This is a genomic window from Streptomyces spiralis (genome assembly GCF_014654675.1).
Classification (GTDB): Bacteria; Actinomycetota; Actinomycetes; order Streptomycetales; family Streptomycetaceae; genus Streptomyces; species Streptomyces spiralis.
Map to the genome: position 1 here is coordinate 100,529 of NZ_BNBC01000028.1, position 22,764 is coordinate 123,292.

General features: G+C 71.2%; 14 protein-coding genes and 1 pseudogene. 4 read left to right on the forward strand and 11 right to left on the reverse strand.

All coding sequences use genetic code 11. The features are described 5' to 3' along the window. Positions 1–234 (forward strand): annotated as a pseudogene (locus IE318_RS45195) (ABC transporter ATP-binding protein); the annotation flags it as partial. A gap of 111 nt (positions 235–345) precedes the next feature. Here the strand turns inward: IE318_RS45195 and IE318_RS26630 are convergent. The 4 genes from IE318_RS26630 to IE318_RS26645 form a co-directional block, all read right to left on the reverse strand. Beyond that, a complete protein-coding gene (locus IE318_RS26630) occupies positions 346–1,860 on the reverse strand; it encodes a hypothetical protein (RefSeq protein WP_189904334.1) in 1,515 nt (504 codons plus the stop codon). A 213-nt stretch (positions 1,861–2,073) separates the two neighbouring features. Next, positions 2,074–7,005: an NAD-glutamate dehydrogenase gene (locus IE318_RS26635; protein WP_189904336.1), complete on the reverse strand. Its 4,932-nt coding sequence runs from the start codon at positions 7,003–7,005 to the stop codon at positions 2,074–2,076. A gap of 689 nt (positions 7,006–7,694) precedes the next feature. After that, the gene (locus tag IE318_RS26640) at positions 7,695–8,363 is read right to left on the reverse strand and encodes an HAD family hydrolase (RefSeq protein ID WP_189904338.1); all 669 of its coding nucleotides are present in this window, start codon (positions 8,361–8,363) and stop codon (positions 7,695–7,697) included. Between the two features lie 30 nt (positions 8,364–8,393). Then, positions 8,394–8,915, reverse strand: a complete 522-nt coding sequence (locus IE318_RS26645; protein ID WP_189904340.1) for a DUF6912 family protein — start codon at positions 8,913–8,915, stop codon at positions 8,394–8,396. A gap of 312 nt (positions 8,916–9,227) precedes the next feature. Here IE318_RS26645 and IE318_RS26650 point away from each other — a divergent pair, with 312 nt between their 5' ends. After that, positions 9,228–9,857, forward strand: coding sequence for an Rv3235 family protein (locus IE318_RS26650; protein WP_189904343.1), 630 nt, complete (start codon positions 9,228–9,230; stop codon positions 9,855–9,857). A gap of 156 nt (positions 9,858–10,013) precedes the next feature. Here IE318_RS26650 and secA read toward each other — a convergent pair whose 3' ends face one another. Next, positions 10,014–12,830, reverse strand: coding sequence for a preprotein translocase subunit SecA (gene secA, locus IE318_RS26655; protein WP_189904350.1), 2,817 nt, complete (start codon positions 12,828–12,830; stop codon positions 10,014–10,016). Positions 12,831–13,124: 294 nt separating this feature from the next. Here secA and IE318_RS26660 point away from each other — a divergent pair, with 294 nt between their 5' ends. Then, positions 13,125–13,712 (forward strand): GNAT family N-acetyltransferase, encoded by a 588-nt coding sequence (locus tag IE318_RS26660; protein WP_189904352.1) that lies wholly within the window; start codon positions 13,125–13,127, stop codon positions 13,710–13,712. A 45-nt stretch (positions 13,713–13,757) separates the two neighbouring features. Next, on the forward strand, positions 13,758–14,933 hold the full coding sequence (locus tag IE318_RS26665) for a winged helix-turn-helix domain-containing protein (RefSeq protein ID WP_189904354.1): 1,176 nt from the start codon (positions 13,758–13,760) through the stop codon (positions 14,931–14,933). A 34-nt stretch (positions 14,934–14,967) separates the two neighbouring features. Here the strand turns inward: IE318_RS26665 and IE318_RS26670 are convergent, their stop codons facing one another. From IE318_RS26670 to mtrA, 6 genes are all read right to left on the reverse strand, one after another. Further along, on the reverse strand, positions 14,968–15,714 hold the full coding sequence (locus IE318_RS26670; protein ID WP_030167136.1) for a response regulator: 747 nt from the start codon (positions 15,712–15,714) through the stop codon (positions 14,968–14,970). Between the two features lie 209 nt (positions 15,715–15,923). Next, a complete protein-coding gene (gene hpf, locus IE318_RS26675; protein ID WP_189904356.1) occupies positions 15,924–16,616 on the reverse strand; it encodes a ribosome hibernation-promoting factor, HPF/YfiA family in 693 nt (230 codons plus the stop codon). Positions 16,617–16,954: 338 nt separating this feature from the next. Then, positions 16,955–17,851, reverse strand: a complete 897-nt coding sequence (locus IE318_RS26680) for a ComF family protein (protein WP_189904358.1) — start codon at positions 17,849–17,851, stop codon at positions 16,955–16,957. Between the two features lie 193 nt (positions 17,852–18,044). Further along, a complete protein-coding gene (locus IE318_RS26685) occupies positions 18,045–19,883 on the reverse strand; it encodes an LpqB family beta-propeller domain-containing protein (RefSeq protein ID WP_189904360.1) in 1,839 nt (612 codons plus the stop codon). Beyond that, complete coding sequence (gene mtrB, locus IE318_RS26690) at positions 19,873–21,993, reverse strand: MtrAB system histidine kinase MtrB (protein WP_189904362.1); 2,121 nt, start codon at positions 21,991–21,993, stop codon at positions 19,873–19,875. Before mtrB ends, IE318_RS26685 begins: the two co-directional genes overlap by 11 nt. Before the next feature lies 1 nt (position 21,994). Further along, entirely contained in the window at positions 21,995–22,684 is a 690-nt protein-coding gene (gene mtrA, locus IE318_RS26695; RefSeq protein WP_003975799.1) for a two-component system response regulator MtrA, read from the reverse strand. Between the last annotated feature and the right edge of the window lie 80 nt (positions 22,685–22,764).

The window sequence follows — 22,764 nt, forward strand, 5'->3', positions numbered from 1 at the left end:
CTCATCGACGAGGCCCTGGCCACCGGCGACCGCGCCTTCCAGAAGCGCTCGGAGGAGCGCATCCGCGAGCTGCGCAAGCACGCCGGCACGGTGTTCCTGGTCAGCCACAACAACAACTCCATCCGCGACACCTGCGAGCGCGTGCTGTGGCTGGAGCGCGGTGTGCTGCGCATGGACGGCCCGACCGAGGAGGTCCTGGCGGCCTACGAGTCCTTCACCGCCGGAAAGTCCTAGGGGGTCTCGTCGATCAGGCCGGATCAGGGAGCGGTGGCTGGCGCCGCGAGCCCGGCATGATCGGCGCGGCACCCCCCTAGGAGAGCCCGTCCGGCGGGCCCGGCCCCCGAGTCAGGGGGCCACCGCGTACAGCACCTCGCCGCCCGGCCCGTGCGCCACCGGACGCAGCCCCCGGGACCGCATCGGCGTCGTGCCGTCCAGCACCCAGCGCACGTCGTACGTCCGCAGGATGTCCCCGCGGACGGAGGGCGGCGTGGCGCGGGTGTAGTAGCGCTGGACGGCCTCCTCCCGGCGGGCGGTGTCCGGCAGGAAGAACTCCGGGTAGCCGGGGGCGACGGTGTAGGCGCCGTAGGCGGGGATGAGCTGGGAGGCGAAGTCGCGGGCCATGACGACGTCGCCGTACCTCACGTACGGGGTGATCCAGTGGTACCCGGCCCATGGTTGCGTGTAGCGGGCGGCCAGCGCCTCGGGCAGCGCGGCACGGCCGACGACATAGCCGAGCATTCCGGCCTGGGTCCAGGCGCCCACGGCGAACGCGGCGGCCAGCGCCCAGGCCCAGCGGACCCGCACCGCGCGCCGGCCGCCCTGGACCACGGCCAGCGCGGCGGCCAGCTGGGCGGGGATCAGCGCGGCGGGCAGCGCCCGCCCCCAGGCGTAGTGGCCGCTGAGGAAGCCCGCAGCGCACACCAGCGCGCCCAGCAGGAAGAAGACCACCAGCGGGTCCCGGTGGTCGCGCCGCCACCGCGCGGCCAGCGCGGCCACGCCGAGCAGCACCAGCCAGTAGCGGCCCGTGAAGTGCTCGTAGAGCGCGCGGTGCACCTCCTCCAGGTCCCCGCCGGCCGAGAACAGGGCGAAGAAGTCGTAGTACGGCCACAGCCACAGCACCAGCAGGCCCAGCGCGGCCCCGGCCGCCAGCCTCGGCCACATCCCCCGCGGGGGCCGGGCGGCGAGCACCGTGGCGAGGGCGCCCAGCGTGGCGACGACCCCGGTGAACTGGTGGCAGAGCAGGATCACCGCCCACAGCGCCCCGAGCCCGAGCCACGCCCCCCATCCGCTCGGCGCGCGCAGCGCCCGGGTGAGCCACGCCCACTGGTGGAAGGCGAGACCGAGGGCGAACACGCTGGGGTACGACACCGTCAGCGCGAGGGAGTTCAGGGCGATGAACCCGCTCCAGTTGATCAGGACGGTTCCCCACAGCAGGACCAGGCTCAGGGCGGCCAGGGCGGGCGCGGCCCGGTGCGCGCTCAGTGTCCGCGCATACCGCCACACGCCCGTCACCAGCAGCGCCAGCCCGGTGAGCGCGGCCAGCCGCAGCACCACGAAGACCGACCAGTCGCTCGCCCGTGCGAGGGAGCCCAGCAGCAGCATCCACGGCGAGTAGTACGGGCTCGGGGAGTCGGCGTCGACGAGCGGGTTGCCGGGGTGCAGCAGGCTGTGGCGCAGGCGCTCGATGGTGGCCGCGTGCATGCCGAGGTCTCCGGCCCACGGCAGCCGGACGATCACCGGGAGCAGCAGGGCGACAAGGAGCGCGGCGGCGGCGCGGGGGGCGAGGGAACGTCTGACGGCGGCCGGCGGCCGCCGCGCGGCTCTGCCGGCGGGGCGCGCCTCAGGCGGCGCGGCGCGCATCGGGGGCCTGCGCGGCCGGACGGCTCTCCCTGAGGTTCACTGTCATGCGCATCACGCGCGCCACTTTATCCGAATGATCCCGTTTAGCAGGAAAAGGTAAATTTACCGTGCGTCGTGTGCCAGACGGCGGAAAGAGGGCGGATAGAAGACGACATGAGGGCGCCCCGGGCCTGCCGTCGCGGCCCGGGGCGCCCTCGGTCGGCGCTGTGTGCGCTACGAGTGCGTCCGCAGCAGCGTGCGCATCGTCCTCATCGCCACCGACAGGTTGGCCAGGTCGAACGCGTCCGAGCCGTGGATCTCCTCCAGCGTGGTGCGGGCCCGCGACAGGATCGGCGCGTTCTTCTGCTCCCACATCTTGAACCGCTGCTCCGGCGTCGAGGTGCCGTTGCCGACGGCCAGCACGTCCGCCGTGAGGCCCGCGTGCGCCGCGTACAGGTCCTCGCGGATCGACGCGCGGGCCATGGACTGCCAGCGGTCGGCGCGCGGCAGCTCGATGATGCGGTCCATCAGCTGGGTGATGCTGAGCCGGTCGGCGAGGTCGTAGTACACCTCGGCGACGTCCATCGGGTCCTTGCCCATGCGGTCGGCGATCGAGACGATGTCCAGCGCCGGGAAGGCGGAGGAGAACCCGGCAACGCGGGTGGCCAGCTCGTCCGGGACACCGGCGGCGGACAGCTCGTCGTAGACCTGCTGGTACCAGTCCAGGTCCGCGCCGCGCAGCAGCTTGGGCAGCTCGGCCCACACCTGCTCCACCCGCTCGGCGAAGAAGTCCACCGTCTCGGTCAGCTGGAGCGGCTGCGGCCGGTTGTTCAGCAGCCAGCGCGTGCCGCGCTCGACCAGACGGCGCGAGTGCAGCCGGATCCGGGTCTGGACGTCGGCCTCGACCTTGTTGTCCAGCGCCTCCACCGCGTCCCACACCGACGCCGAGCGGAAGATCGCGCGGGCCACGGTCTGCGCCCGGACGATCTCCTCCAGCGACGCGCCGGTCTCCTCGCGCAGCCGGTGCAGATACGTCGTACCGCCGGTGTTCACCGTGTCGTTGACCAGCACGGTCGTGGTGATCTCGCGGTGCAGCGGGTGGTTGTCGATCTGCTCGGCGAACTGCTCGCGCAGCTGGGTCGGGAAGTAGGCGTGCAGCAGACCACGCAGGTACGGGTCGTCGGGCAGCGTGGTGTGCAGCAGTTCCTCGCAGACCGTGATCTTCGTGTACGCCAGCAGCACGGCCGTCTCCGGACCGGTCAGACCGTGTCCGGCGGTCAGCCGCTCACGGATCTGGCGGTCGGTGGGCAGGAACTCCAGCGCCCGGTTCAGATGACCCTCGCGCACCAGGTGCTTCATGAAGCGCTGCTGGGCGTGGAGCATGTCCTTGGACTGGGCGAGCGCGTTGGCGATCGCCGTGTTCTGCGCGTAGTTGTTGCGCAGCACCAGGGCGCCGACCTCGTCGGTCATCTGGGCGAGCAGCTTGTTGCGCTGCTTGACGGTCATGTCGCCGTCCGTGACCAGGCCGTTGAGCAGGATCTTGATGTTCACCTCGTGGTCGGAGGTGTCCACGCCCGCGCTGTTGTCGATGGCGTCGGTGTTGACCTTGCCGCCGGTCTGCGCGAACTCGATCCGGCCCAGCTGGGTGCAGCCCAGGTTGCCGCCCTCGCCGACGACGCGGACCCTGAGGTCCCTGCCGTCGACGCGGATGGCGTCGTTGGCCTTGTCGCCGACGTCGGCGTTGGACTCGGACGACGCCTTGACGTACGTACCGATGCCGCCGTTCCACAGCAGGTCCACCGGGGCCTTGAGGATCGCCTGCATCAGGTCGGCCGGGGTCATCTTGGTGACCTTGTCCTCGATGCCGAGGGCCTCGCGGACGTGCGCGTTGACCGGGATCGACTTGGCGCTGCGCGGGAAGATCCCGCCGCCGGCCGACAGCAGGTCGGTGTTGTAGTCGGCCCAGCTGGAGCGCGGCAGGTCGAACAGGCGGCGGCGCTCGGCGTAGCCGGTGGCCGCGTCCGGGTTCGGGTCGAGGAAGATGTGCCGGTGGTCGAAGGCGGCGACCAGGCGGATGTGCTCGCTCAGCAGCATGCCGTTGCCGAACACGTCACCGGACATGTCGCCGATGCCGACGACCGTGAAGTCCTGGGACTGGGTGTCCACGTCCAGCTCGCGGAAGTGCCGCTTGACCGACTCCCAGGCGCCGCGGGCCGTGATGCCCATGCCCTTGTGGTCGTAGCCCGCGGAGCCGCCGGAGGCGAAGGCGTCGCCGAGCCAGAAGTCGTAGGACTCGGCCACCTCGTTGGCGATGTCCGAGAACGTCGCCGTGCCCTTGTCGGCCGCGACCACCAGGTAGGTGTCGTCGCCGTCGTGCCGGACCACGTCCTTCGGGGGCACGACCTCGCCCGCGACCATGTTGTCGGTGATGTCGAGCAGCGCCGAGATGAACGTCTTGTAGCTGGCGATGCCCTCGGCCAGCCAGGCGTCCCGGTCCACGCTCGGGTCGGGCAGCTGCTTGGCGACGAAGCCGCCCTTGGCGCCCACCGGCACGATGACGGTGTTCTTCACCATCTGCGCCTTGACCAGGCCCAGGATCTCGGTGCGGAAGTCCTCGCGCCGGTCGGACCAGCGCAGACCACCGCGGGCGACCTTGCCGAAGCGCAGGTGCACGCCCTCCACCCGCGGCGAGTACACCCAGATCTCGTACGCCGGGCGCGGCGCCGGAAGGTCCGGGATGGCCTGCGGGTCGAACTTCATGGAGACGTAGTCGTGCGGCGCGCCCGAGCCGTTCTTCTGGAAGAAGTTGGTGCGCAGGGTCGCCTTGATGACCGTCAGGAAGGACCTGAGGATCCGGTCCTCGTCGAGGGAGGCCACCTGGTCCAGGGCCGCGTCGACCTCTTCGAGCAGGGCGTCGACCAGCTCGTGGCCGGCGCGCTGCCGCTCGGGCGCCATTCGCGCCTCGAACAGGGAGACGAGCAGACGGGTGGTGTGGACGTTGTTGCGGAGGGTGTCCTCCATGTAGTCCTGGCTGAAGGTGGAACCCGCCTGGCGCAGGTACTTGGCGTAAGCGCGCAGCACCATCGCCTGGCGCCAGCTCAGCCCGGCGCTCAGCACCAGCGCGTTGAACCCGTCGTTCTCCGCCTTGCCGGTCCAGGCGGCGGCGAAGGCGTCTTGGAAGCGCTCACGGGCGTCGTCGGCGAGGTAGTCGCCGCCGGTGGCCACGAGCGGGACGCGCAGACCGAAGTCGTAGATCCAGGCCGTCGTACGGTCCGCGCAGCGCAGCTCGTACGGCCGCTCGTCGGTGACCTCCACGCCGAGCTGGCTCAGCACCGGCAGGACCTTCGAGAGGGAGACCGAGCCGCCCTTCTGGTAGATCTTGAAACGGCGCTCCTCGGGGGCGGCGCCCACCGGTTCGTACAGGCTCAGCGCGAACGTCTTGTCCTCGCCGAGCTGCTCCAGGTTGACCAGGTCGGCCACCGCGGCGCGCGGGGTGTGGTCGGCCTTGTAGCCCTCGGGGAAGGCGTGGTTGTAGCGGCGCAGCAGCTCGGCGGCGTGCTCCTCGCCGAGTTCGGCGGTCAGCGCCTCGGCGAAGGCGTCGGCCCAGGAGCGGGCGGCCTCCATCAGACGGGCCTCGATGCGCTCCTTGTCGCTGTCGGACAGCTGCGGCAGCTCGGTGCCCTGCGGGACGCGGACCACGAAGTGCAGCCGGGACAGGATCGACTCGGTGTTCCAGGCGGTGAAGTCGACGCTGGTGCCGCCGAGCTCCTCCTTGAGGATGTCGATGATCCGCAGGCGCACGCCCGTGGTGTAGCGGTCGCGCGGGAGGTAGACGAGGGCCGAGTAGTAGCGCCCGTACTCGTCCTGGCGCAGGTACAGCCGCAGCCGGCGGCGCTCCTGCAGGTAGAGGACGGAGGTGACGATCGGCTCCAGCTCGGCGGCCGGGGTCTGGAACAGCTCGTCGCGCGGGTAGGTCTCCATGATCTGGAGCAGGTCGCGCCCGTCGTGGCTGTTGGGCGAGAACCCGGCGAGGCCCAGGACCTCCTCGACCTTGCGGCGGATGACCGGGACCCGGCGGACCGACTCGGTGTACGCGGCGGAGGAGAACAGGCCGAGGAAGCGGCGCTCGCCGATCACCTCGCCCTTGTCGTCGAACTTCTTGACGCCGATGTAGTCCAGGTACGACGGCCGGTGCACGGTGGCCCGGCTGTTGGCCTTGGTGAGCACGAGCAGCTTGTGCTCGCGGGCCTTGGCGCGGGCATCGGCGGGCAGCCGCTCGAAGGACGGGCTGACCGGGTGCTTGTCCTCACCGGCGTGATGCGGGTCCGAACGCAGTATCCCCAGCCCGGTGCCGGGCACGGCGGCCAGGGAGTCGTCCTCGCGCAGCTGGTACTCGCGGTAGCCGAGGAAGGTGAAGTGGTCGGTGGCCAGCCAGTGCAGCAGCTCGCGGGCCTCCTCGACCTGCTGCTCGGGCAGGTCGGTGGGCAGGGTCTCGTCGGGCAGCCCCTCGGCGATACGGGTCGCCGCGTCGCGCATCTTCTCCCAGTCCTCGACGGCCTCGCGGACGTCGGAGAGCACGCGCAGCAGATCGGCGGTGATCTGCTTGAGGTCGGAGCGGTCGGTCTCGCGGTCGATCTCGACGTGGATCCAGGACTCGAAGTGCGCGTCGTGCGGCAGCGGCTCGCCGGCCGGCGCGCTGGGCAGCACCTCGAGGAGCTTGCCGGTCAGGTCGCGGCGGACGACGAACTGCGGGTGGACGACGACGTGGATGCCGCGTCCCTGCCGGGTCAGCTCGTTGGTGACCGAGTCGACGAGGAAGGGCATGTCGTCGGTGACGACCTCGACGACGGAGTGGCTGCAGGTCCAGCCGTTCTCCTCGACGGTCGGAGTGTGCACCCGCACGTTGGCCGTGCCCTGCGGGCGCGCCTCGGCCAGACGGTAGTGGGAGAAAGCGGCTCCGAAGACGTCGACCGGGTCGCGGTCGGCGAGGTCCTCCGGGGCGGTGTGCAGGTAGTAGCGCTGGAGGAACGAGAGTACGGAGTCCCGGTCCGGGGCACCCTCGTCCGTCGTCCCGGTCGGGAGGTGCCCCCCGGCCGGACTGTTCTCAGCTACCCGAGCGGCCCTCTCGAGCAACTCGGCCTTGGCTTCGTCCAGCTTGGTCTGCATTGTCCTCTGGCTCCTGTCGCGCGCCGTTGCGTGACGTTGAAGGAAGTACGGTCTCTTCCCCTTGGGCGTAACGTCCCGGTCCGGGGTGTCCGGTCCCTTCCGACGCTATGCCGCGGGGTGAGATGAGCGGGGGGTTATCGGCCATCTTCGACGCGTCCGACGGATGTGACGCTGCTCTCGGCGGCGCCGCCGGTCGGGGTTGACGCGGCGTCCTGGGGGCCGTCGAGGCCCCGTCCCGCCCGCGAGGACCAGCGACCGCCGCCCGGTCACGGCTGTCGTCCGTGCACACCGGGCGCAGAGCGGAGACTGGGGTGCCCCCGCGACCTATCGCGCTGATCACGCCACAAGGCTATCGCTCTTCACGGGTAACCCGTCATGAGCCGTATGTGTACAAAACCCGGGGTGGAACTTTGACGTTCTGCACAGGGGCGCCGGCGACAAAAACGACGTAGGCCCACCCTGACCGACCGCCGGACGGCAGCCAGGGCACCCGGCCGCAGGGGCTCGCAAGAGGCCCACACACGGCCGGGGAACGGTCCGCACGGGGCCACTGCACGGGCCACCGCACGGGGCCGGACGGCCCGCACGGGTACCGGACTGTGGCCGGACACGGACCGGTCGGGGCCGCACGGGTCCAGGGCCGCGTGCACCAGCAGCCCCAAGTCGCCCTCAGGACCCGGGCCGGTGCGTTACGCCGCGAGGCGTTGGGCCTCGGTCACTGCCTCCTGGAGGGTGTCCACCACCGGTACGCCGGCCTCCTCGAGGCTGGCGCGGCTGTGCGAGCCGCCGGTGTACAGCACCGCCCGGGCCCCCGCGTGCAGTGCGGCCACCGCGTCGTCGGCGGCGTCCCCGATCACCACCGTGCGCGCGGGATTCACCCTCGCGCCCAGCGCGCCCAGGTGCCGCACCATGTGCTCCGCCTTGCTGCCGCCGGACGGCCCGGTCCGCCCGTCGACCCGTATGAAGTGCGCCTCGATCCCGAAGCCCCGTACCAGCGGGACCAGCTCCTCGTGCCCGTACATGCTGAGGATCGACTGGCTGTGTCCGGCCGACGTCCACCCCGTGAGCAGCTCGACCGCCCCCTCGGTCAGCCGGCAGCGGCCCCGGTGCTCGACGTAGTACCGGTGGAAGACCTCGTCCATGAGCTCCCACTCGGCACCGGTGGGCAGCCGGCCCATCAGCCGCTCGTAGAACTTCGGCACCGGCACGCAGTACAGCGCCCGGTACTGCTCCAGCGTGATCGGCTCCAGGCCGAGTTCGGCGAACGCCGCGTTCGTCGCGCCGATGATCGCGTCGTTGTCGTGGAACAACGTGCCGTTCCAGTCCCAGACGATGTGCGCCCCTGACTGCTTCCCCATGCCGGAAAACGTACCCCTCGCCACTGACAATCAGGACCCCTCGCCGAGCCCGACCAGGTTCGGGATCTCCTGCGTGGCGTACCAGAGCAGCTCGTGGTCCTCCGCCCCGTCCACGACGAACTGCGCGTCGTCGTCCCCGGCGTCCGCCGCCGGCAGCGCCTGAGCCGCCGCGCGCACGTCCGCCTCGGCGTCGTCCAGGTCGACGTGCACGGCGGCGGCCTTGGCCAGCCGTACCGTCCCCGTCACCCGCACCTCGCCGACCGCCGCGGGGTCGAGCCCCCGGTCGGGGTCGACGGCCGTGGTGCCGTCGGGTACGTCCACGGCGACCACGACCCGGCGGCGCGGCGCGTCCGGGTCGGCGGCCAGCAGGCGCAGGGAGGCCAGTGCGGCCCGGTTCAGCGCGGCGTACTCCAGCTCCTCCATGTCGTCGGAGAGGTACCACTCGCGCAGGGCGGGCGTGACGGCGTAGGCGACGAGCGGCCCGGCCCCCAGCTCCCCCGTCCTGTACGCCTCGGCGAGGCCGGGGAGGGTCAGGGGGACGTAGACGCGCATGGCTGGCCGCTTTCTCGTGTCGGAGGGCTCCGCAGGGCTCCGGGAGACGGCCTTCAGGATACGTGCGGGGCCCCTCTTTCGTGCCCACGGCCGCCCCCTCCGAAGCGTCCACCCCACGCCCCGCACCTCACCCGGCACGCCCCCGTTCTCCCGGGCCTTCCGGCGCCTTCCACCACTCGGATGAGTGAACCTGCCAACCGGCCGCCACCGGCTTCGCGTTCCTTGCCCGGGCCGAACCGGGTCCCGTACAAGATCCCTGCAGGAAGTTACCGATCGGTAGACCAGCGCACCGCATCACAGAAACGGGGACTGATGAACAAGGTCATGACCAGGGCGCAGCGCCGCCCCGGTACCCGCCCGCCGGGCCGTCACGACGTACGCCGCCCCGGTGGCGCCCCGCCCCGCACCCCGGGCGGCAGCCCGGCCCGCACGACGAACGGAGGACGCCCACCGGGCTCGCCGCGCGGCACGGGCCGGGTCCGCACCGCTCCCGCCGACAACCGCCCGCAGACCGCCCCCACATGCACCTCGAGCACCTCGAGCACCTCGAGCACTTCGGGCATCCCGGCGGCCCCAGTCCTCCCCACCGCTGCCGCCGCCGTCCCCCTCGCCGCCGACGTCTTCGCCGACCGGCTCCTCGCCGTTCTCAGCGGGCAGCGGCCCGTCCACTGGATGCTCCGGCACACCGCCGGCCGTGCCTACGACGAACTGGCCCGGCTCGCCGAGCACGGCCCCCTGCGTGCCCGCGGCACCCGTCCCGTGGTGCGCGACATCGGCTACTACGAACCCCGCCCGGGCGCCGTCGAGGCCTTCGCCCGGATCGGCGCCGGCGAACAGCTCCGCGCGATGGCCTTCCGCCTGGAACGAGGCCGCGACCGCCGCTGGCGCTGCACGGCGGTGGAACTGGGCCGCCGCAGCGCTCCGCGCACGGCCGCCGGATGACGCGAAGGGCCGGGCACCCTCGGGATGCCCGGCCCTTCGCCGGTCACTGCTCGGTCCTCGGTCCGCCACTCGCGGCCTCGGCCCGCTGCTCACGGCCTGGTGCGCCACACGCGGCCTCGGCCGCGCCGCCGCTCAGCACGGCGGCAGCGCCGGCCGTCACTTCTTGCGGCGGCGGCCGCCCTTCGCCTGCTTGCGGCGCTCCGCGCGCGTGAGGCCGTCGGCCTCGGAGCGGACCGGCTCGTCGTCGCTGGCGAACTCGCCCTCCACGATGCCGCCCTCGCCGTCCACCGTCGGCGCGGAGAAGTGCAGGTCGCGCCGCTGCGGCGCGTCCAGGCCCTTGGCCCGGATCTCCGGACGCGCGCCCGCCTGCGCCGGCACCACGTCCTGCGGCTCCTTCTCCAGCGACGGCACGGCGTCCTCGACCGGGACCTCCTCGACCTGCTGCTCGACCTGGACCTCCAGGTTGAACAGGTAGCCGACGGACTCCTCCTTGATGCCGTCCATCATCGCGGAGAACATGTCGAAGCCCTCGCGCTGGTACTCGACCAGCGGGTCCTTCTGCGCCATCGCGCGCAGGCCGATGCCCTCCTGGAGGTAGTCCATCTCGTAGAGGTGCTCGCGCCACTTGCGGTCCAGGACCGACAGCACGACCCGGCGCTCCAGCTCACGCATGATCTCGGAGCCGAGCTGGGCCTCGCGCGACTCGTACTGCTCGTGGATGTCGTCCTTGATGGACTCGGAGATGAACTCGGCCGTCAGACCGGCCCGGTCGCCGGCCGCCTCCTCCAGCTCCTCGACGGTGACCTTCACCGGGTACAGCTGCTTGAAGGCGCCCCACAGCCGGTCCAGGTCCCAGTCCTCCGGGAAGCCCTCGGCGGTCTCCGCCTGGACGTAGGCGTCGATGGTGTCGTCCATGAAGTGCTGCACCTGCTCGTGCAGGTCCTCGCCCTCCAGGACGCGGCGCCGCTCGCCGTAGATGACCTCGCGCTGGCGGTTGAGGACCTCGTCGTACTTCAGGACGTTCTTGCGGGTCTCGAAGTTCTGCTGCTCGACCTGCGACTGGGCGGAGGCGATCGCGCGCGTGACCATCTTGTTCTCGATCGGCACGTCGTCCGGGACGTTCGCCATCGACATCACGCGCTCGACCATCTGGGCCTTGAACAGGCGCATCAGGTCGTCGCCGAGGGAGAGGTAGAAGCGGGACTCGCCCGGGTCGCCCTGACGGCCGGAACGGCCGCGCAGCTGGTTGTCGATGCGGCGCGACTCGTGCCGCTCGGTGCCGAGGACGTAGAGCCCGCCGAGGTCCTTGACCTCCTCGAACTCCGCCTTGACCGCCTGCTCGGCCTTCTCCAGGGCGGCGGGCAGGGCCGCGGCCCACTCCTCGATGTGCTCCTCGGGGTCGAGGCCGCGCTGGCGCAGCTCCGCCTCGGCGAGGTCCTCGGGGTTGCCGCCGAGCTTGATGTCCGTACCACGGCCGGCCATGTTGGTCGCGACCGTCACGGCGCCCTTGCGGCCGGCCTGGGCGACGATCTGGGCCTCGCGCTCGTGGTGCTTGGCGTTGAGCACCTCGTGCTGGATGCCGCGCTTGCTCAGCTGCTGCGAGAGGTACTCCGACTTCTCGACGGACGTCGTGCCGACGAGGATCGGCTGGCCCTTCTCGTGCTTCTCGGCGATGTCGTCGACGACCGCCTCGAACTTGGCGACCTCGGTGCGGTAGATCAGGTCCGACTGGTCCTTGCGGATCATCGGCTTGTTGGTCGGGATCGGGACCACGCCGAGCTTGTAGATCTGGTGGAACTCGGCGGCCTCGGTCATCGCCGTACCGGTCATGCCGGAGAGCTTGTTGTAGAGGCGGAAGAAGTTCTGCAGGGTGATCGTGGCGAGCGTCTGGTTCTCGTCCTTGATGTCCACCCCTTCCTTCGCCTCGATCGCCTGGTGCATGCCCTCGTTGTAGCGGCGGCCGGCGAGGATACGGCCGGTGTGCTCGTCGACGATCATGACCTCGCCGTCGATGACGACGTAGTCCTTGTCGCGCTTGAAGAGCTCCTTGGCCTTGATGGCGTTGTTCAGGTAGCCCACCAGCGGGGTGTTCACCGACTCGTAGAGGTTGTCGATGCCCAGCCAGTCCTCGACCTTGGTGACGCCGGACTCGTGGATGGCGACCGTGCGCTTCTTCTCGTCGACGTCGTAGTCGCCGGTCTCCTCCACGCCCTTGAGGGGGTTGCCCGCCTCGCCCTTCTTCAGGCGCAGGACCAGCTTGGCGAAGTCGCCGTACCACTTGGTGGCCTGGTCGGCCGGGCCGGAGATGATCAGCGGCGTACGGGCCTCGTCGACCAGGATGGAGTCGACCTCGTCGACGATCGCGAAGTTGTGACCGCGCTGGACGAGCTCGTCCTTCGACCACGCCATGTTGTCGCGCAGGTAGTCGAAGCCGAACTCGTTGTTCGTGCCGTAGGTGATGTCGCACGCGTACTGCTCACGGCGCTGGGCCGGCGTCATGTTGGCGAGGATGCAGCCGACCGAGAGGCCCAGGAACTTGTGGACGCGGCCCATCATCTCGGAGTCGCGCTCGGCCAGGTAGTCGTTGACCGTGACGATGTGGACGCCGTCTCCGGAGAGAGCGTTCAGATAAGCGGGCAGGGTGCCGACGAGCGTCTTGCCCTCACCGGTCTTCATCTCTGCGACGTACCCCATGTGCAGGGCGGCGCCGCCCATCATCTGCACGTCGTAGTGGCGCTGGCCGAGGACGCGCTTGGCGGCCTCGCGCACCGTGGCGAACGCCTCGGGCAGCAGGTCGTCCAGGGTCTCGCCGTCGGCGTAACGCTGCTTGTACTCATCGGTGAGGGCCCGCAGCTCGGCGTCGGAGAGGTCGATGAAGTCCTCTTCGATGGAGTTGACCTGGTCCGCGATGCGGTGCAGCTTGCGCAGGATCTTGCCTTCGCCTGCACGCATGATCTTCGAGAGGACGGACACGGGGGTTGGTCTCCTTGCCGGTCGGGCCTGGGACGGTCGGTTTCCATTTGACTGACTGAGCAACGGCCATCGTATGCGAGGACCCCGCCAAGCCGGGAGGGCCTGCCGCGAGGGCACCCGTCCGCGGCTTGGCTTCGCCTCCACGCTCGTGTTCAGAATCGCCTTCACAGGGGACAACGGCCAGGAGGCGCGGATGGTGCCGCGGCGCCACCACGAATTGCGCGAATCGTGATCGGTCGCTCACGCGCCGGGAAAACAATGGCATCCCCTCGCGCGCCCGAGCAGAATCAGCCGATGGAACCCGTCACGCTCACCACGGACCGCCTCGTCCTGCGCACCGTCGGCCGCCGGGACACCGACGCCGTGTACGCCGCCGCGCAGGATCCCGACATCCAGCGCTGGACCACGATCCCCTCCCCCTATCTTCCCGAGCACGCAGAGGGCTTCACCGAGCAGATGGTCCCCGACGGCTGGGCCGACGGCTCGATGTTCACCTTCGGCCTCTTCCTCTCCGGGCCCGCCGGGGACCTGGCCGGCATGCTCGGCATCACCAGGCGCTCGCTGGGCGAGGCCGAGGTCGGCTACTGGGGCACCAAGGAGCACCGCGGCTACGGCTACGTCACCGAGGCCGTCCGCGCCGCCGCCCGCTGGGCCTTCACCGAGGTCGCCGTGGACCGGCTGGAGTGGCGCGCCGAGGTCGGCAACCACGCCTCCCGCGCGGTGGCGGAGCGAGCGGGTTTCACCGTGGAGGGGCTCCTGCGCTCGGCGATCAACAACAAAGGGGTGCGGCGGGACTGCTGGGTGGGTTCCCTGCTGCCGTCGGACCTGGGCCTGCCGTCGACGGCGCCCTACCTCCCCGCCCGCCGGCCCCACGGTGAATGAGCAGGTCGGCGCCCACTGTCAGTGCCAGGTTCTATCGTGCCGAGCATGACGACCGCCCCGCGTCCCGCCTTCGACCTCTCCGCAGACGAAGCCCGCCGCATCGCCCTGCGCGCCCAAGGCCTCCTCGGCGCCCCCGACCGCAGATCCGGGGTCCGCGGCGTGCTGCGCCGGCTGGGCGCAGTCCAGCTGGACACCATCTCCGTGCTCGCCCGCTCCCACGAGCTCATCCCCTACGCCCGTCTCGGCGCAACAGGCCGCAAGACGGTCGAGAACACCTACTGGAAGGGCACCCGGGCCTTCGAGTACTGGTCGCACGCCGCGTGCATCCTCCCCATCGAGGAGTGGCCCCACTTCGCCTTCCGCCGCCGCGCCTACCGCAACCGCCCGCACTGGAACCACGAGCTGCCCGACGGTGCCTACGACCAGGTCATCAAGCAGCTGACCACCGAGGGGCCGCTGACGGCCACCGAGCTGGGCGGTGCCAAGCGGACCAGCGAGTGGTGGGACTGGTCCGGCTCCAAGGTCGCCGTCGAACGCGCCCTGATGTACGGCGAGGTGGTCTGTGTCGAGCGCCGCGGCTGGAAGCGGGTGTACGACCTCGCCGAGCGCGCCGTCCCCGCGGAGCTGCTGCACGACGAGCTCGACGACACCGAGTGCCTGCGCCGCCTGGTCGGGCTGGCGGGGAAGTCTCTGGGCGTGGGCACGCGCGCGGACATCGCCGACTACCACCGTCTCAAGGGCGAGCAGGTCGAGGCGGTGATAGCGGAGTCGGGCCTGGTCCCGGTCACGGTGGAGGGCTGGGGGAAGCCGGCCTGGGCGGACCCTGAGGCGCTCGCGGCACCGCCGCGCGGCCGCCATCGCACCACGCTGCTGTCCCCCTTCGACTCCCTGATCTGGGAGCGGGCGCGCACGGAGCGGATCTTCGGCTTCAGCCACCGCCTGGAGGCCTACGTCCCCAGGCACAAGCGGGTCCACGGCTACTTCGCGATGCCGGTGCTCGCCGGGGGCCGGCTCGTCGGCCGGGTGGATCCCGCCCGTGAGGGCGGCACCCTCGTGGCCAAACAGGTCACCCTGGAGGACGCCAGGTCCGTGCCCGCCGTCGCCCAGGCGCTCGTCGAGGCGGCGAGCTGGGTGGACTGCACCGACGTACGGGTCGAACGGGTGGACGCTCCCGAACTGCGCGAGCCCCTCACCCGGGAACTGGCCCGCGCCCTGGCCTGAGTGCGCCCCGGCCTGTGCGCCCTGGCCCGAAGCGTCAGCGGATCTCCAGGATCTTCTCCCGCATCGCGTACACCACCGCCTCCATCCTGGAGTGCAGCTGGAGCTTCTCCAGGATGTTGCGGACGTGGTTCTTCACGGTGTTCTCGGAGATGAACAGCTCCTTGGCGATGTCCCGGTTGTTCATTCCGGTGGCCACCAGCTTCAGGACCTCCAGCTCCCGGTCGGTCAGCCGGGGCGCGGGCACCAGGCGGCGCTCGTCGGTGCGCTGGATCATCGACTTGAACTCGGTGAGCAGCTTGGAGGCCATGGACGGGCTGATCTGCGACTGGCCGTCGGCCACCGCGCGGATGGCGGTGGCCACCTCGTCCGTGGAGATCTCCTTGAGGAGGTAGCCGGTCGCACCCGCCTTGATGGCGTCGTAGAGGTCCGCCTCCTCGTCGCTGATCGTCAGCATGATGATCTTCGCGCTGGGGGCGACCTCCTTGATGGAGGTGCACGCCTCGATCCCGCCCCGCTTGGGCATCCGCACGTCCATCAGCACGATGTCGGGCAGCAGGTCGGCCGCCTTGTCGACGGCCTCGGCGCCGTCGCCCGCCTCACCGACGACCTGGATGTCCTCCTCGGCGGCGAGCACGATCTCCAGGCCGCGGCGGAAGAGGGCGTGATCGTCCACGACAAGGACTCTGATCGGCTCCTTGCGGGACGCGCCCACCTCCGGGCCCATGCCGACGACACCGCCGTCGGCATCCTCGTCCCGGATCGGTCCGAAGCTGTCCGTCATCGTTGTTCCTCCCCCTGAGGCTGTGGCCTGGTGTGCGGTGCCATGGCCAACCCAAGGCAACGGCCCATCGGTTGAGCCGTTGCGGCCATGATTCCATGTCCGGCCGACACTGCGGTGACCAAGCGGTGCGTGAAGGGGTCGCACGCCGGTGCCCCTGGGGGCGCACCCGCGCGCTCCAGGGGCACCGGCTCAGCTGTCGGCCGGGTGGGTCAGCCGCCGAGTGTGCCGCCCGCCTCGGGAGAGTTCTCCTGAGTGATCATCGTGTCCGTCCTGAGGTGGATCACGCCGTAGTCGTAGGCGTGCCGCCGGTAGACGACGCTGGGTTCCTTGGTCTCGGAGTCGACGAACAGATAGAAGTCGTGTCCGACCAGCTCCATCTCGTAGAGCGCCTGGTCGAGGGTCATAGGAGCGGCGACGTGGGTCTTCTCCCGGACGATGAGGGGTCCCTCCCCCTGCACCTCCAGCGAGCCGACCTTCTTGGTGGGCACCTGGCCCGCTTCCTCCGCCGCGGCGGCCAGTCCGTTGCCGTTCAGCACCGCCGCGCCCGGGACGTGCTCGGCGACCTCCGCCGCCGGGATCCGGCGCGCGCCACGGCGCGAGAAACGCTTGTCGTGCTGCTTGCGCAGCCGGGTTCCCAGCTTCTCCGCCGCCAGGTCGAGCGCCGCGTACGGATCGCTGGCCGCTGCCTCCGCCCGGATCACCGGACCGCGGGAGCGGAGCGTGATCTCCACTCGGTCGCTACGGTCGGCCTGTCGGGGGTTGGGCTCCTTGGACACCTCGACGTCGAGGCTGATCACCTTGGCATCGAGCTTCTGGATCTTCTCCAGGTTCAGCTTCTCGGCCACGTGCTTGCGGAACCGCTCGGGCACCTCGGTCTTGCGGCCCTTGACGACGATGTCCACGCAGAACTCCGTTCCCGGATCGCTCCGCTGCGTCGGCGGAGCATCTCCCTTTCGCACCCGGTTCCGGTGACATCCGGAACCTCGGACTCGGTGACGTCCACCTCCTCCTCCCCCGTGGGCGAGATCTCCACCCTGCCGGTCGGGTGATTCTCGGGAAACCCGCGCACCCGCAAACCGCGAACCCGCGGCACGGCATTGGGATATGACGGGAACGGCCTGCGCCTTTCCCTCACACCCGAACATATCTCGCCCGGCCGGATGGCGTCACCCTCTACCGCGGCGTACCTCCGTTCAGGTGAATTGACTCTTTCATTACCCGCAACGACGGAAGTCAGAGGTCAGTTCCGGCACAATTCGAAGGCTTCCGGCGAGGCCGCGACGACGGCCGCGCAGCGCACGTGACCGGCGGCGTACGCACCCGCCAATTCCGGTGCCTCATACACCGGGTTCCCCTCCTTACGTGGTGATGCCGCGTTCCGTTCTCCCATCTCTTCCCGGGCCCGCGCCCGGTACACAGTCGATGTCACCGCCCGCGCCGCCTCGCTCAGCGAGGCGCCCGTCGTCATCAGGTCGTCGACCAGCACCACCGGGCCGTCCCGCAGCAGCCGGGCGCCACCGGCGACCACCTCCAGAGCACCGGCGAGGTTCTCCAGCCGCTGCCGGGAGCCCAGTCCCGACTGGTCGGCCACGGCGCGCCGCTGCCGCAGCACGGCGACCACCCGGGCCGACGTCCCGGACCGGCGCAGCTCGCCCGCCGCCGCGAGCGCGATCCGACGGGCCGGATCGTGCCCGCGTGCCCGCACCGCACCGCGCGCGGACGGCACGGGCACGAGCAGCACAGGCCCACCGCCCCGCACAGGCCGACCGCCCCGTACGGGCCGACCAACCCGCGACACGGGACCACCGCCTCCGGGGGCGGCCGGGTACCCACCGCAGGCGCTGTTGCTCAGCCCCGCCCGCACCGCACCCGCCAGTGCCGCACCCAGCGGTGCCGCGAGGGTCAGGGCGCCCCGTTCCTTGTGGGCGAGGAGGGCCGCCCTCACCGCGTCCGCGTATGCGGCCGCCGCGTGCACGACAGGCAGGCCGGGCGGCTCCGGCACCGGTCGCACCCGGCATGGCGCGGATCCGTCGAGGGCGGCACGGCACTCGGGACAGAGCACCGCGCGCGGCCTGCCACAGCCTGCGCACTCGGCCGGAAGTACCAGGTCGGCAAGGTCCTGCCACCACCCGCGCATGACTCCACTGTGCCCGCGACGAACGGCCCCGGCCACCCCTGTGGACAACGGATGGCGGTCGCCTGTGGACAACTCGGCCCACGGCCTCCGACGCTTCACTCACACGAGCGAGACAAGGCGCCGGAGCCCAACGCACTCCCGTCCCCCGGATCATCACCCGGGCATCCGGTCACCCGCTCCCCCGGTGACCCCGTCACCCCGGATAGACAGGCGCCGACCCGTCCTTGACCACCTTCTGCCACTGCGCCCCGGCCGGCATCCGGACGATCCCGTCCTCCGAGTACGCCACCAGCGGCAGCTGCTCGTCCTCGGACGCGGCGATCGACTGAACGCCCGTGAGCGCGGCGGGCGCGGGGCCCTCCGGCGTGGATCCGTCGACCTGGACGTACCGCATCGTCTGTACGCCCTCCTGTTCGCGCCCGGCCACCACGAGCCGGCTGTCGCCCGCCCACGACATGGTCGTCACGTCCTCCAGCTCGGGCGCCGCGGAACGCAGTTCGAGCACCGACACCACCGGCCGGTCCCCACTCCTGTCGTCCCGCTCGATCCGCCCGATGAGCAGCGACTTCTTGCCGTCCTTGTGTTCCACGACCAGCGCGATCCGCACCCCGTCGGCGGCCACCCGCACCGCGTCGATGCGCCCGTCCAGCCCGGGGACCCGCACCTCGAGCGGCGCGCCTGTGCCGTGCTCCAGCACCATCAGCCGCGGCCGGGCCGGGTCGCGGTCGGCGATCCACAGGTCACCGCGCGCGTCCCAGCTGGGCGGCGTCAGCCGGTCGTCCTCGGTCTTGCCCCCGCTCTGCACCACCGCGTTGCCGAGCGCGCCGCCGGCCACCAGCGACCCGACGAACAGCGACCTCTTGTCGTAGCCGACCGCGGCGGCGGTGCGCTCGTCCCATGACACCGCGGCCGACCTGAACTTCTGGACGCCCTCGCCCAGCGCACCCGGCACCGGGTCCGCCTGCGTGCCGGAGCTGCCTCCGGCGATCCGCACCAGCCGGTGCCTGTCGTCGAGGAAGTACAGGTACTCGGGCCGCTTCACCGAGCCGCGCGTGGCGACCTCCTCGGCCCCCTCCTCGTCGAGCGTGCACAGCGTGCTGCCGTCGGCCCGCTGCAACGCCACCGCGTCCACGGTGGGCGTGAGGTTCCGCAGCGTGAACAGCAGCTGGGTCGCCATCTCCCCGCACTGGCGCCGTCCGGCCCGGGACGCCTTCTCGTTGAGCGGCACCGTCAGCTTGTTCTGGTCGTCGGGGGCCAGCGCGGTGACGCCGTCACGCAGCGCCGCACCGGTCGGGAAGCTCGACCTGACCACCGGCTGGAGCCAGTGCGTGGGCCCCTTGAGGACGGAGCGCACCATCTGCGTCATCGCGTCCACCCGCCGCCGCACGTAGACGGGGTCGGCGACGGCCGTCACCGGCGTCCCCGCCGTCTCGGCTCCGGTGTTGGAGGCGAAGTAGTACTTGTTGACGGACACGTAGTTGCGCTGGAAGTCGGACTGCCCCATGACGACGCCCTGCGGCACCACGTCGATGCGCCACTGGCCGTTCTTCTTGTTCCGCGTCAGATGCACCGGCTGGCTGTACTGGCCCCCGAGGGGCGCGTACGACTGCTGTCGGTCCACCCGCGCCATCTGGCTGCCGGTCAGCATGAACGCGAAGGTGTCGGCCTCGTGTCCCGTCGTACGGTCGGGCCGGGTGTCGGGCCCGTTGGCCAGCACCGTGGTGGACTCCTCCGGCCTCCAGTCCCGCGCGGCCTCGCCGGTCAGGTACTGGCGCGCCGTCACGTACTGCGGGTCGTCGCTGGTCAACGCCTCCAGGAAGCCCTGCAGGATCTCCGCCGGCGGGGCGTTGTCCCGGGGCGGCATGGCGAACACCCGTACCTCTGTGTCCTGCCGCGGGGTGGACTCCACGTCCCGCAGATCCCCGCTGTCGGGCATCGAGGCACAGCCCCCCAGCAGGACGACCCCACAGGCGGCATACGCCACCGCGCGCAACGGCCGACGCCGCGCGCCCCCCTCGCGGTCAGCGCCCACGAAATGCCTCCCCTTGCTGCTTCGGCTCCCCTGCCCCGGCTCCCTCCGGGCCCGCGGAGCTCTCGGTCTCGTCGCCCGCCGGCTCCACGGCGGGCGCGCTCGCCCGTGGGGGCGCGGACGTGGACGTGGTGTCCGGCCGGCGCGTGCCCGAGGCGGGCCGGGGCACCACGCGTGCGCCGCTGCCGGGCAGCGCCGTCGGGTCGGCCGTGGGGGTCACGGTGGTCTGCCGGGCGGCTATCGGGTCCCGGCCGTCCCGGCCCGGCAGTGCCGTCCGGTCCCCGGCCTGCGCGGGCACGGTGGCCAGTTTGTCACCGCCGCGCGGCGGACCGGCGTCGTCGAGTCCCCGGTTGCGGCGCGAGTCCTTGGGTTCCAGGGGTATCGGCGAGCCCCGCAGCGGCTCGTCCGCGGTCCGGGGCAGGGTCAGCCGGAACTGCGACCCGCCGCCCGGCTCGCCCCACGCCTGCAGCCAGCCGCCGTGCAGCCGGGCGTCCTCCAGGGCGATCGACAGCCCCAGGCCCGTACCACCGGTGGTACGCGCGCGTGCCGGGTCGGCCCGCCAGAAACGGCTGAAGACGCGGGTCGCCTCACCCGGCTTGAGCCCGACACCGTAGTCACGCACGGCGACGGCGACCGCGCCGCCCGCCGCGGCGAGCCTGACGACGACGTCCCGTCCCTCGCCGTGCTCGACGGCGTTGACGACGAGGTTGCGCAGCACGCGCTCCACGCGCCGCGCGTCGGCCTCGGCGACCACGGGCTGCTGGTCACCGACGACACGTATCCGCGTGCCCTTGCGCTCCGCGAGCGGCTCGGCGCCGCTGACGACCCGCCGTACGACGTCACGCAGGTCGATCGGCTCGGCCTCCAGGGCCGCCGCGCCCGCGTCGAAGCGGCTGATCTCCAGCAGGTCCGCCAGCAGCGACTCGAACCGGTCCAGCTGGTCGGCGAGCAGTTCCGCCGACCGCGCGGTGACCGGGTCGAAGTCCTCGCGGGCCTCGTGGATGACGTCGGCGGCCATCCGTACGGTCGTCAGCGGGGTGCGCAGCTCGTGCGAGACGTCGGAGACGAACCGGCGCTGCATCCGCGACAGGTCCTCCAGCTGGTTGATCTTCAGCTGGAGGTTCTGCGCCATCTTGTTGAAGGCCTCGCCCAGGCGGGCGATGTCGTCCTCGCCGGTGACCTTCATCCGCTCCTGCAGCCGCCCGGCCGACAGCCGCTCGGCGATCCCGGCGGCCATCCGCACCGGCGTGACCACCTGCCGCACCACCAGCCAGGCGATCGCCCCGAGCAGCACGACGACGAACAGACCGGCCGTCGCCAGGGTGCCCTTGACCAGGCTCAGCGACTTCTCCTCCTGGCTCAGCGGGAAGAGGTAGTACAGCTCGTACGGGTCGCCGTTGGGGTCGTTGACCTGCTTGCCGATGACGAGGGCCGGCTGGGGCTTCTTGTCGGTGTCCTTGTAGATGATGCGGGTGTAGCTCTGCGCGGCGGTCATGCTGCTGTTGATCCGCGCCCGCAGGTCCTCGGGGACGCTCACCGTCGGGTCCACGCCGCCGGAGGCGCGCGGGCCCCGCCCGCCGCCGCCGTTGTCGTCCGCGGGCAGCGTGACGACGTCGAAGGCCCCCTGGCCGCCACTGGAGAGCGACAGCACCAGCTCGCTCATCCACGAGATGACGTTCTGGGAGGAGTGGCCGTCCGCGGGGGCACCGTCGTCGCCGGTGCCGGTCGCCGCCTCGTCCGCCTTCTGCTTGGCCACGGCGAAACCGCCGGTGGCCTGGCTCTGCGACGCCTTCACCTTCGCCTCGAGCAGGCCGTTGCGCACCTGCCCGATGACGACGAAGCCCAGCAGCAGCACCACGCCCAGCGACATCAGCAGTGTGGTGGCGACGACCTTCAGCTGGATGTTGCGCCGCCACAGCCGCATCACGGGCAGCAGCGGCCGGCGCACCCAGCGCAGCAGCAGCCGCAGAACCGGGCTGCCCTGCACTCCGCCGCTCAGCAGTCCACCCTCGAGGAAACGTCCCCAACGAGAGCCCGCGCTCTTCCGGCCGACAGGCCGCTCCACGCGGGCCCCGGTCCGTCCGGGTGCCGAAGCGGCACTGTCCCCGGACATGTCAGCTGGGCCCGGCCTTGTAGCCGACACCTCGGACGGTCACCACGATCTCCGGCTTCTCCGGGTCCTTCTCCACCTTGGAGCGCAGCCGCTGCACATGCACGTTCACCAGGCGCGTGTCGGCCGCGTGACGGTAGCCCCACACCTGCTCGAGCAGCACCTCGCGGGTGAACACCTGCCAGGGCTTGCGGGCGAGGGCGACCAGCAGGTCGAACTCCAGCGGGGTCAGCGCGATCGACTGCCCGTCCCGCTTCACGGAGTGCCCGGCCACGTCGATGACGAGGTCACCGATGGCCAGCTGCTCCGGCGCGGGCTCCTCCGACCGGCGCAGCCGCGCCCGGATACGGGCCACGAGCTCCTTCGGCTTGAACGGCTTCACGATGTAGTCGTCGGCGCCGGACTCCAGGCCCACGACCACGTCGACGGTGTCGCTCTTGGCCGTCAGCATCACGATCGGCACCCCGGACTCGGCCCGGATCAGCCGGCACACCTCGATGCCGTCCCGACCGGGCAGCATCAGGTCCAGCAGCACCAGATCGGGCTTGGTCTCCCGGAAGGCCGCCAGCGCCTTGTCGCCGTCGGCAACGAAAGACGGCTCGAAACCTTCGCCACGCAGCACAATCCCGAGCATCTCGGCCAGTGCGGTGTCGTCGTCGACGACAAGGACTCGTCCCTTCATAAACGACATCATCCCATTCTCGTAACGGTGGCGAAGATCCAGGTGAGGCAGCTCACTGGCCTGTGACGATAGTCGTACGGAGCCGTCACTGT

Excerpts from the sequence above, each read along its gene's own strand:
- IE318_RS26630 (WP_189904334.1), bottom strand. The coding sequence starts at position 1,860 with ATGCGCGCCGCGCCGCCTGAGGCGCGCCCCGCCGGCAGAGCCGCGCGG.
- IE318_RS26635 (WP_189904336.1), bottom strand. The coding sequence starts at position 7,005 with ATGCAGACCAAGCTGGACGAAGCCAAGGCCGAGTTGCTCGAGAGGGCC.
- IE318_RS26640 (WP_189904338.1), bottom strand. The coding sequence starts at position 8,363 with ATGGGGAAGCAGTCAGGGGCGCACATCGTCTGGGACTGGAACGGCACG.
- IE318_RS26645 (WP_189904340.1), bottom strand. The coding sequence starts at position 8,915 with ATGCGCGTCTACGTCCCCCTGACCCTCCCCGGCCTCGCCGAGGCGTAC.
- IE318_RS26650 (WP_189904343.1), top strand. The coding sequence starts at position 9,228 with ATGAACAAGGTCATGACCAGGGCGCAGCGCCGCCCCGGTACCCGCCCG.
- IE318_RS26660 (WP_189904352.1), top strand. The coding sequence starts at position 13,125 with ATGGAACCCGTCACGCTCACCACGGACCGCCTCGTCCTGCGCACCGTC.
- IE318_RS26665 (WP_189904354.1), top strand. The coding sequence starts at position 13,758 with ATGACGACCGCCCCGCGTCCCGCCTTCGACCTCTCCGCAGACGAAGCC.
- IE318_RS26670 (WP_030167136.1), bottom strand. The coding sequence starts at position 15,714 with ATGACGGACAGCTTCGGACCGATCCGGGACGAGGATGCCGACGGCGGT.
- IE318_RS26680 (WP_189904358.1), bottom strand. The coding sequence starts at position 17,851 with ATGCGCGGGTGGTGGCAGGACCTTGCCGACCTGGTACTTCCGGCCGAG.
- mtrB (WP_189904362.1), bottom strand. The coding sequence starts at position 21,993 with ATGTCCGGGGACAGTGCCGCTTCGGCACCCGGACGGACCGGGGCCCGC.
- mtrA (WP_003975799.1), bottom strand. The coding sequence starts at position 22,684 with ATGATGTCGTTTATGAAGGGACGAGTCCTTGTCGTCGACGACGACACC.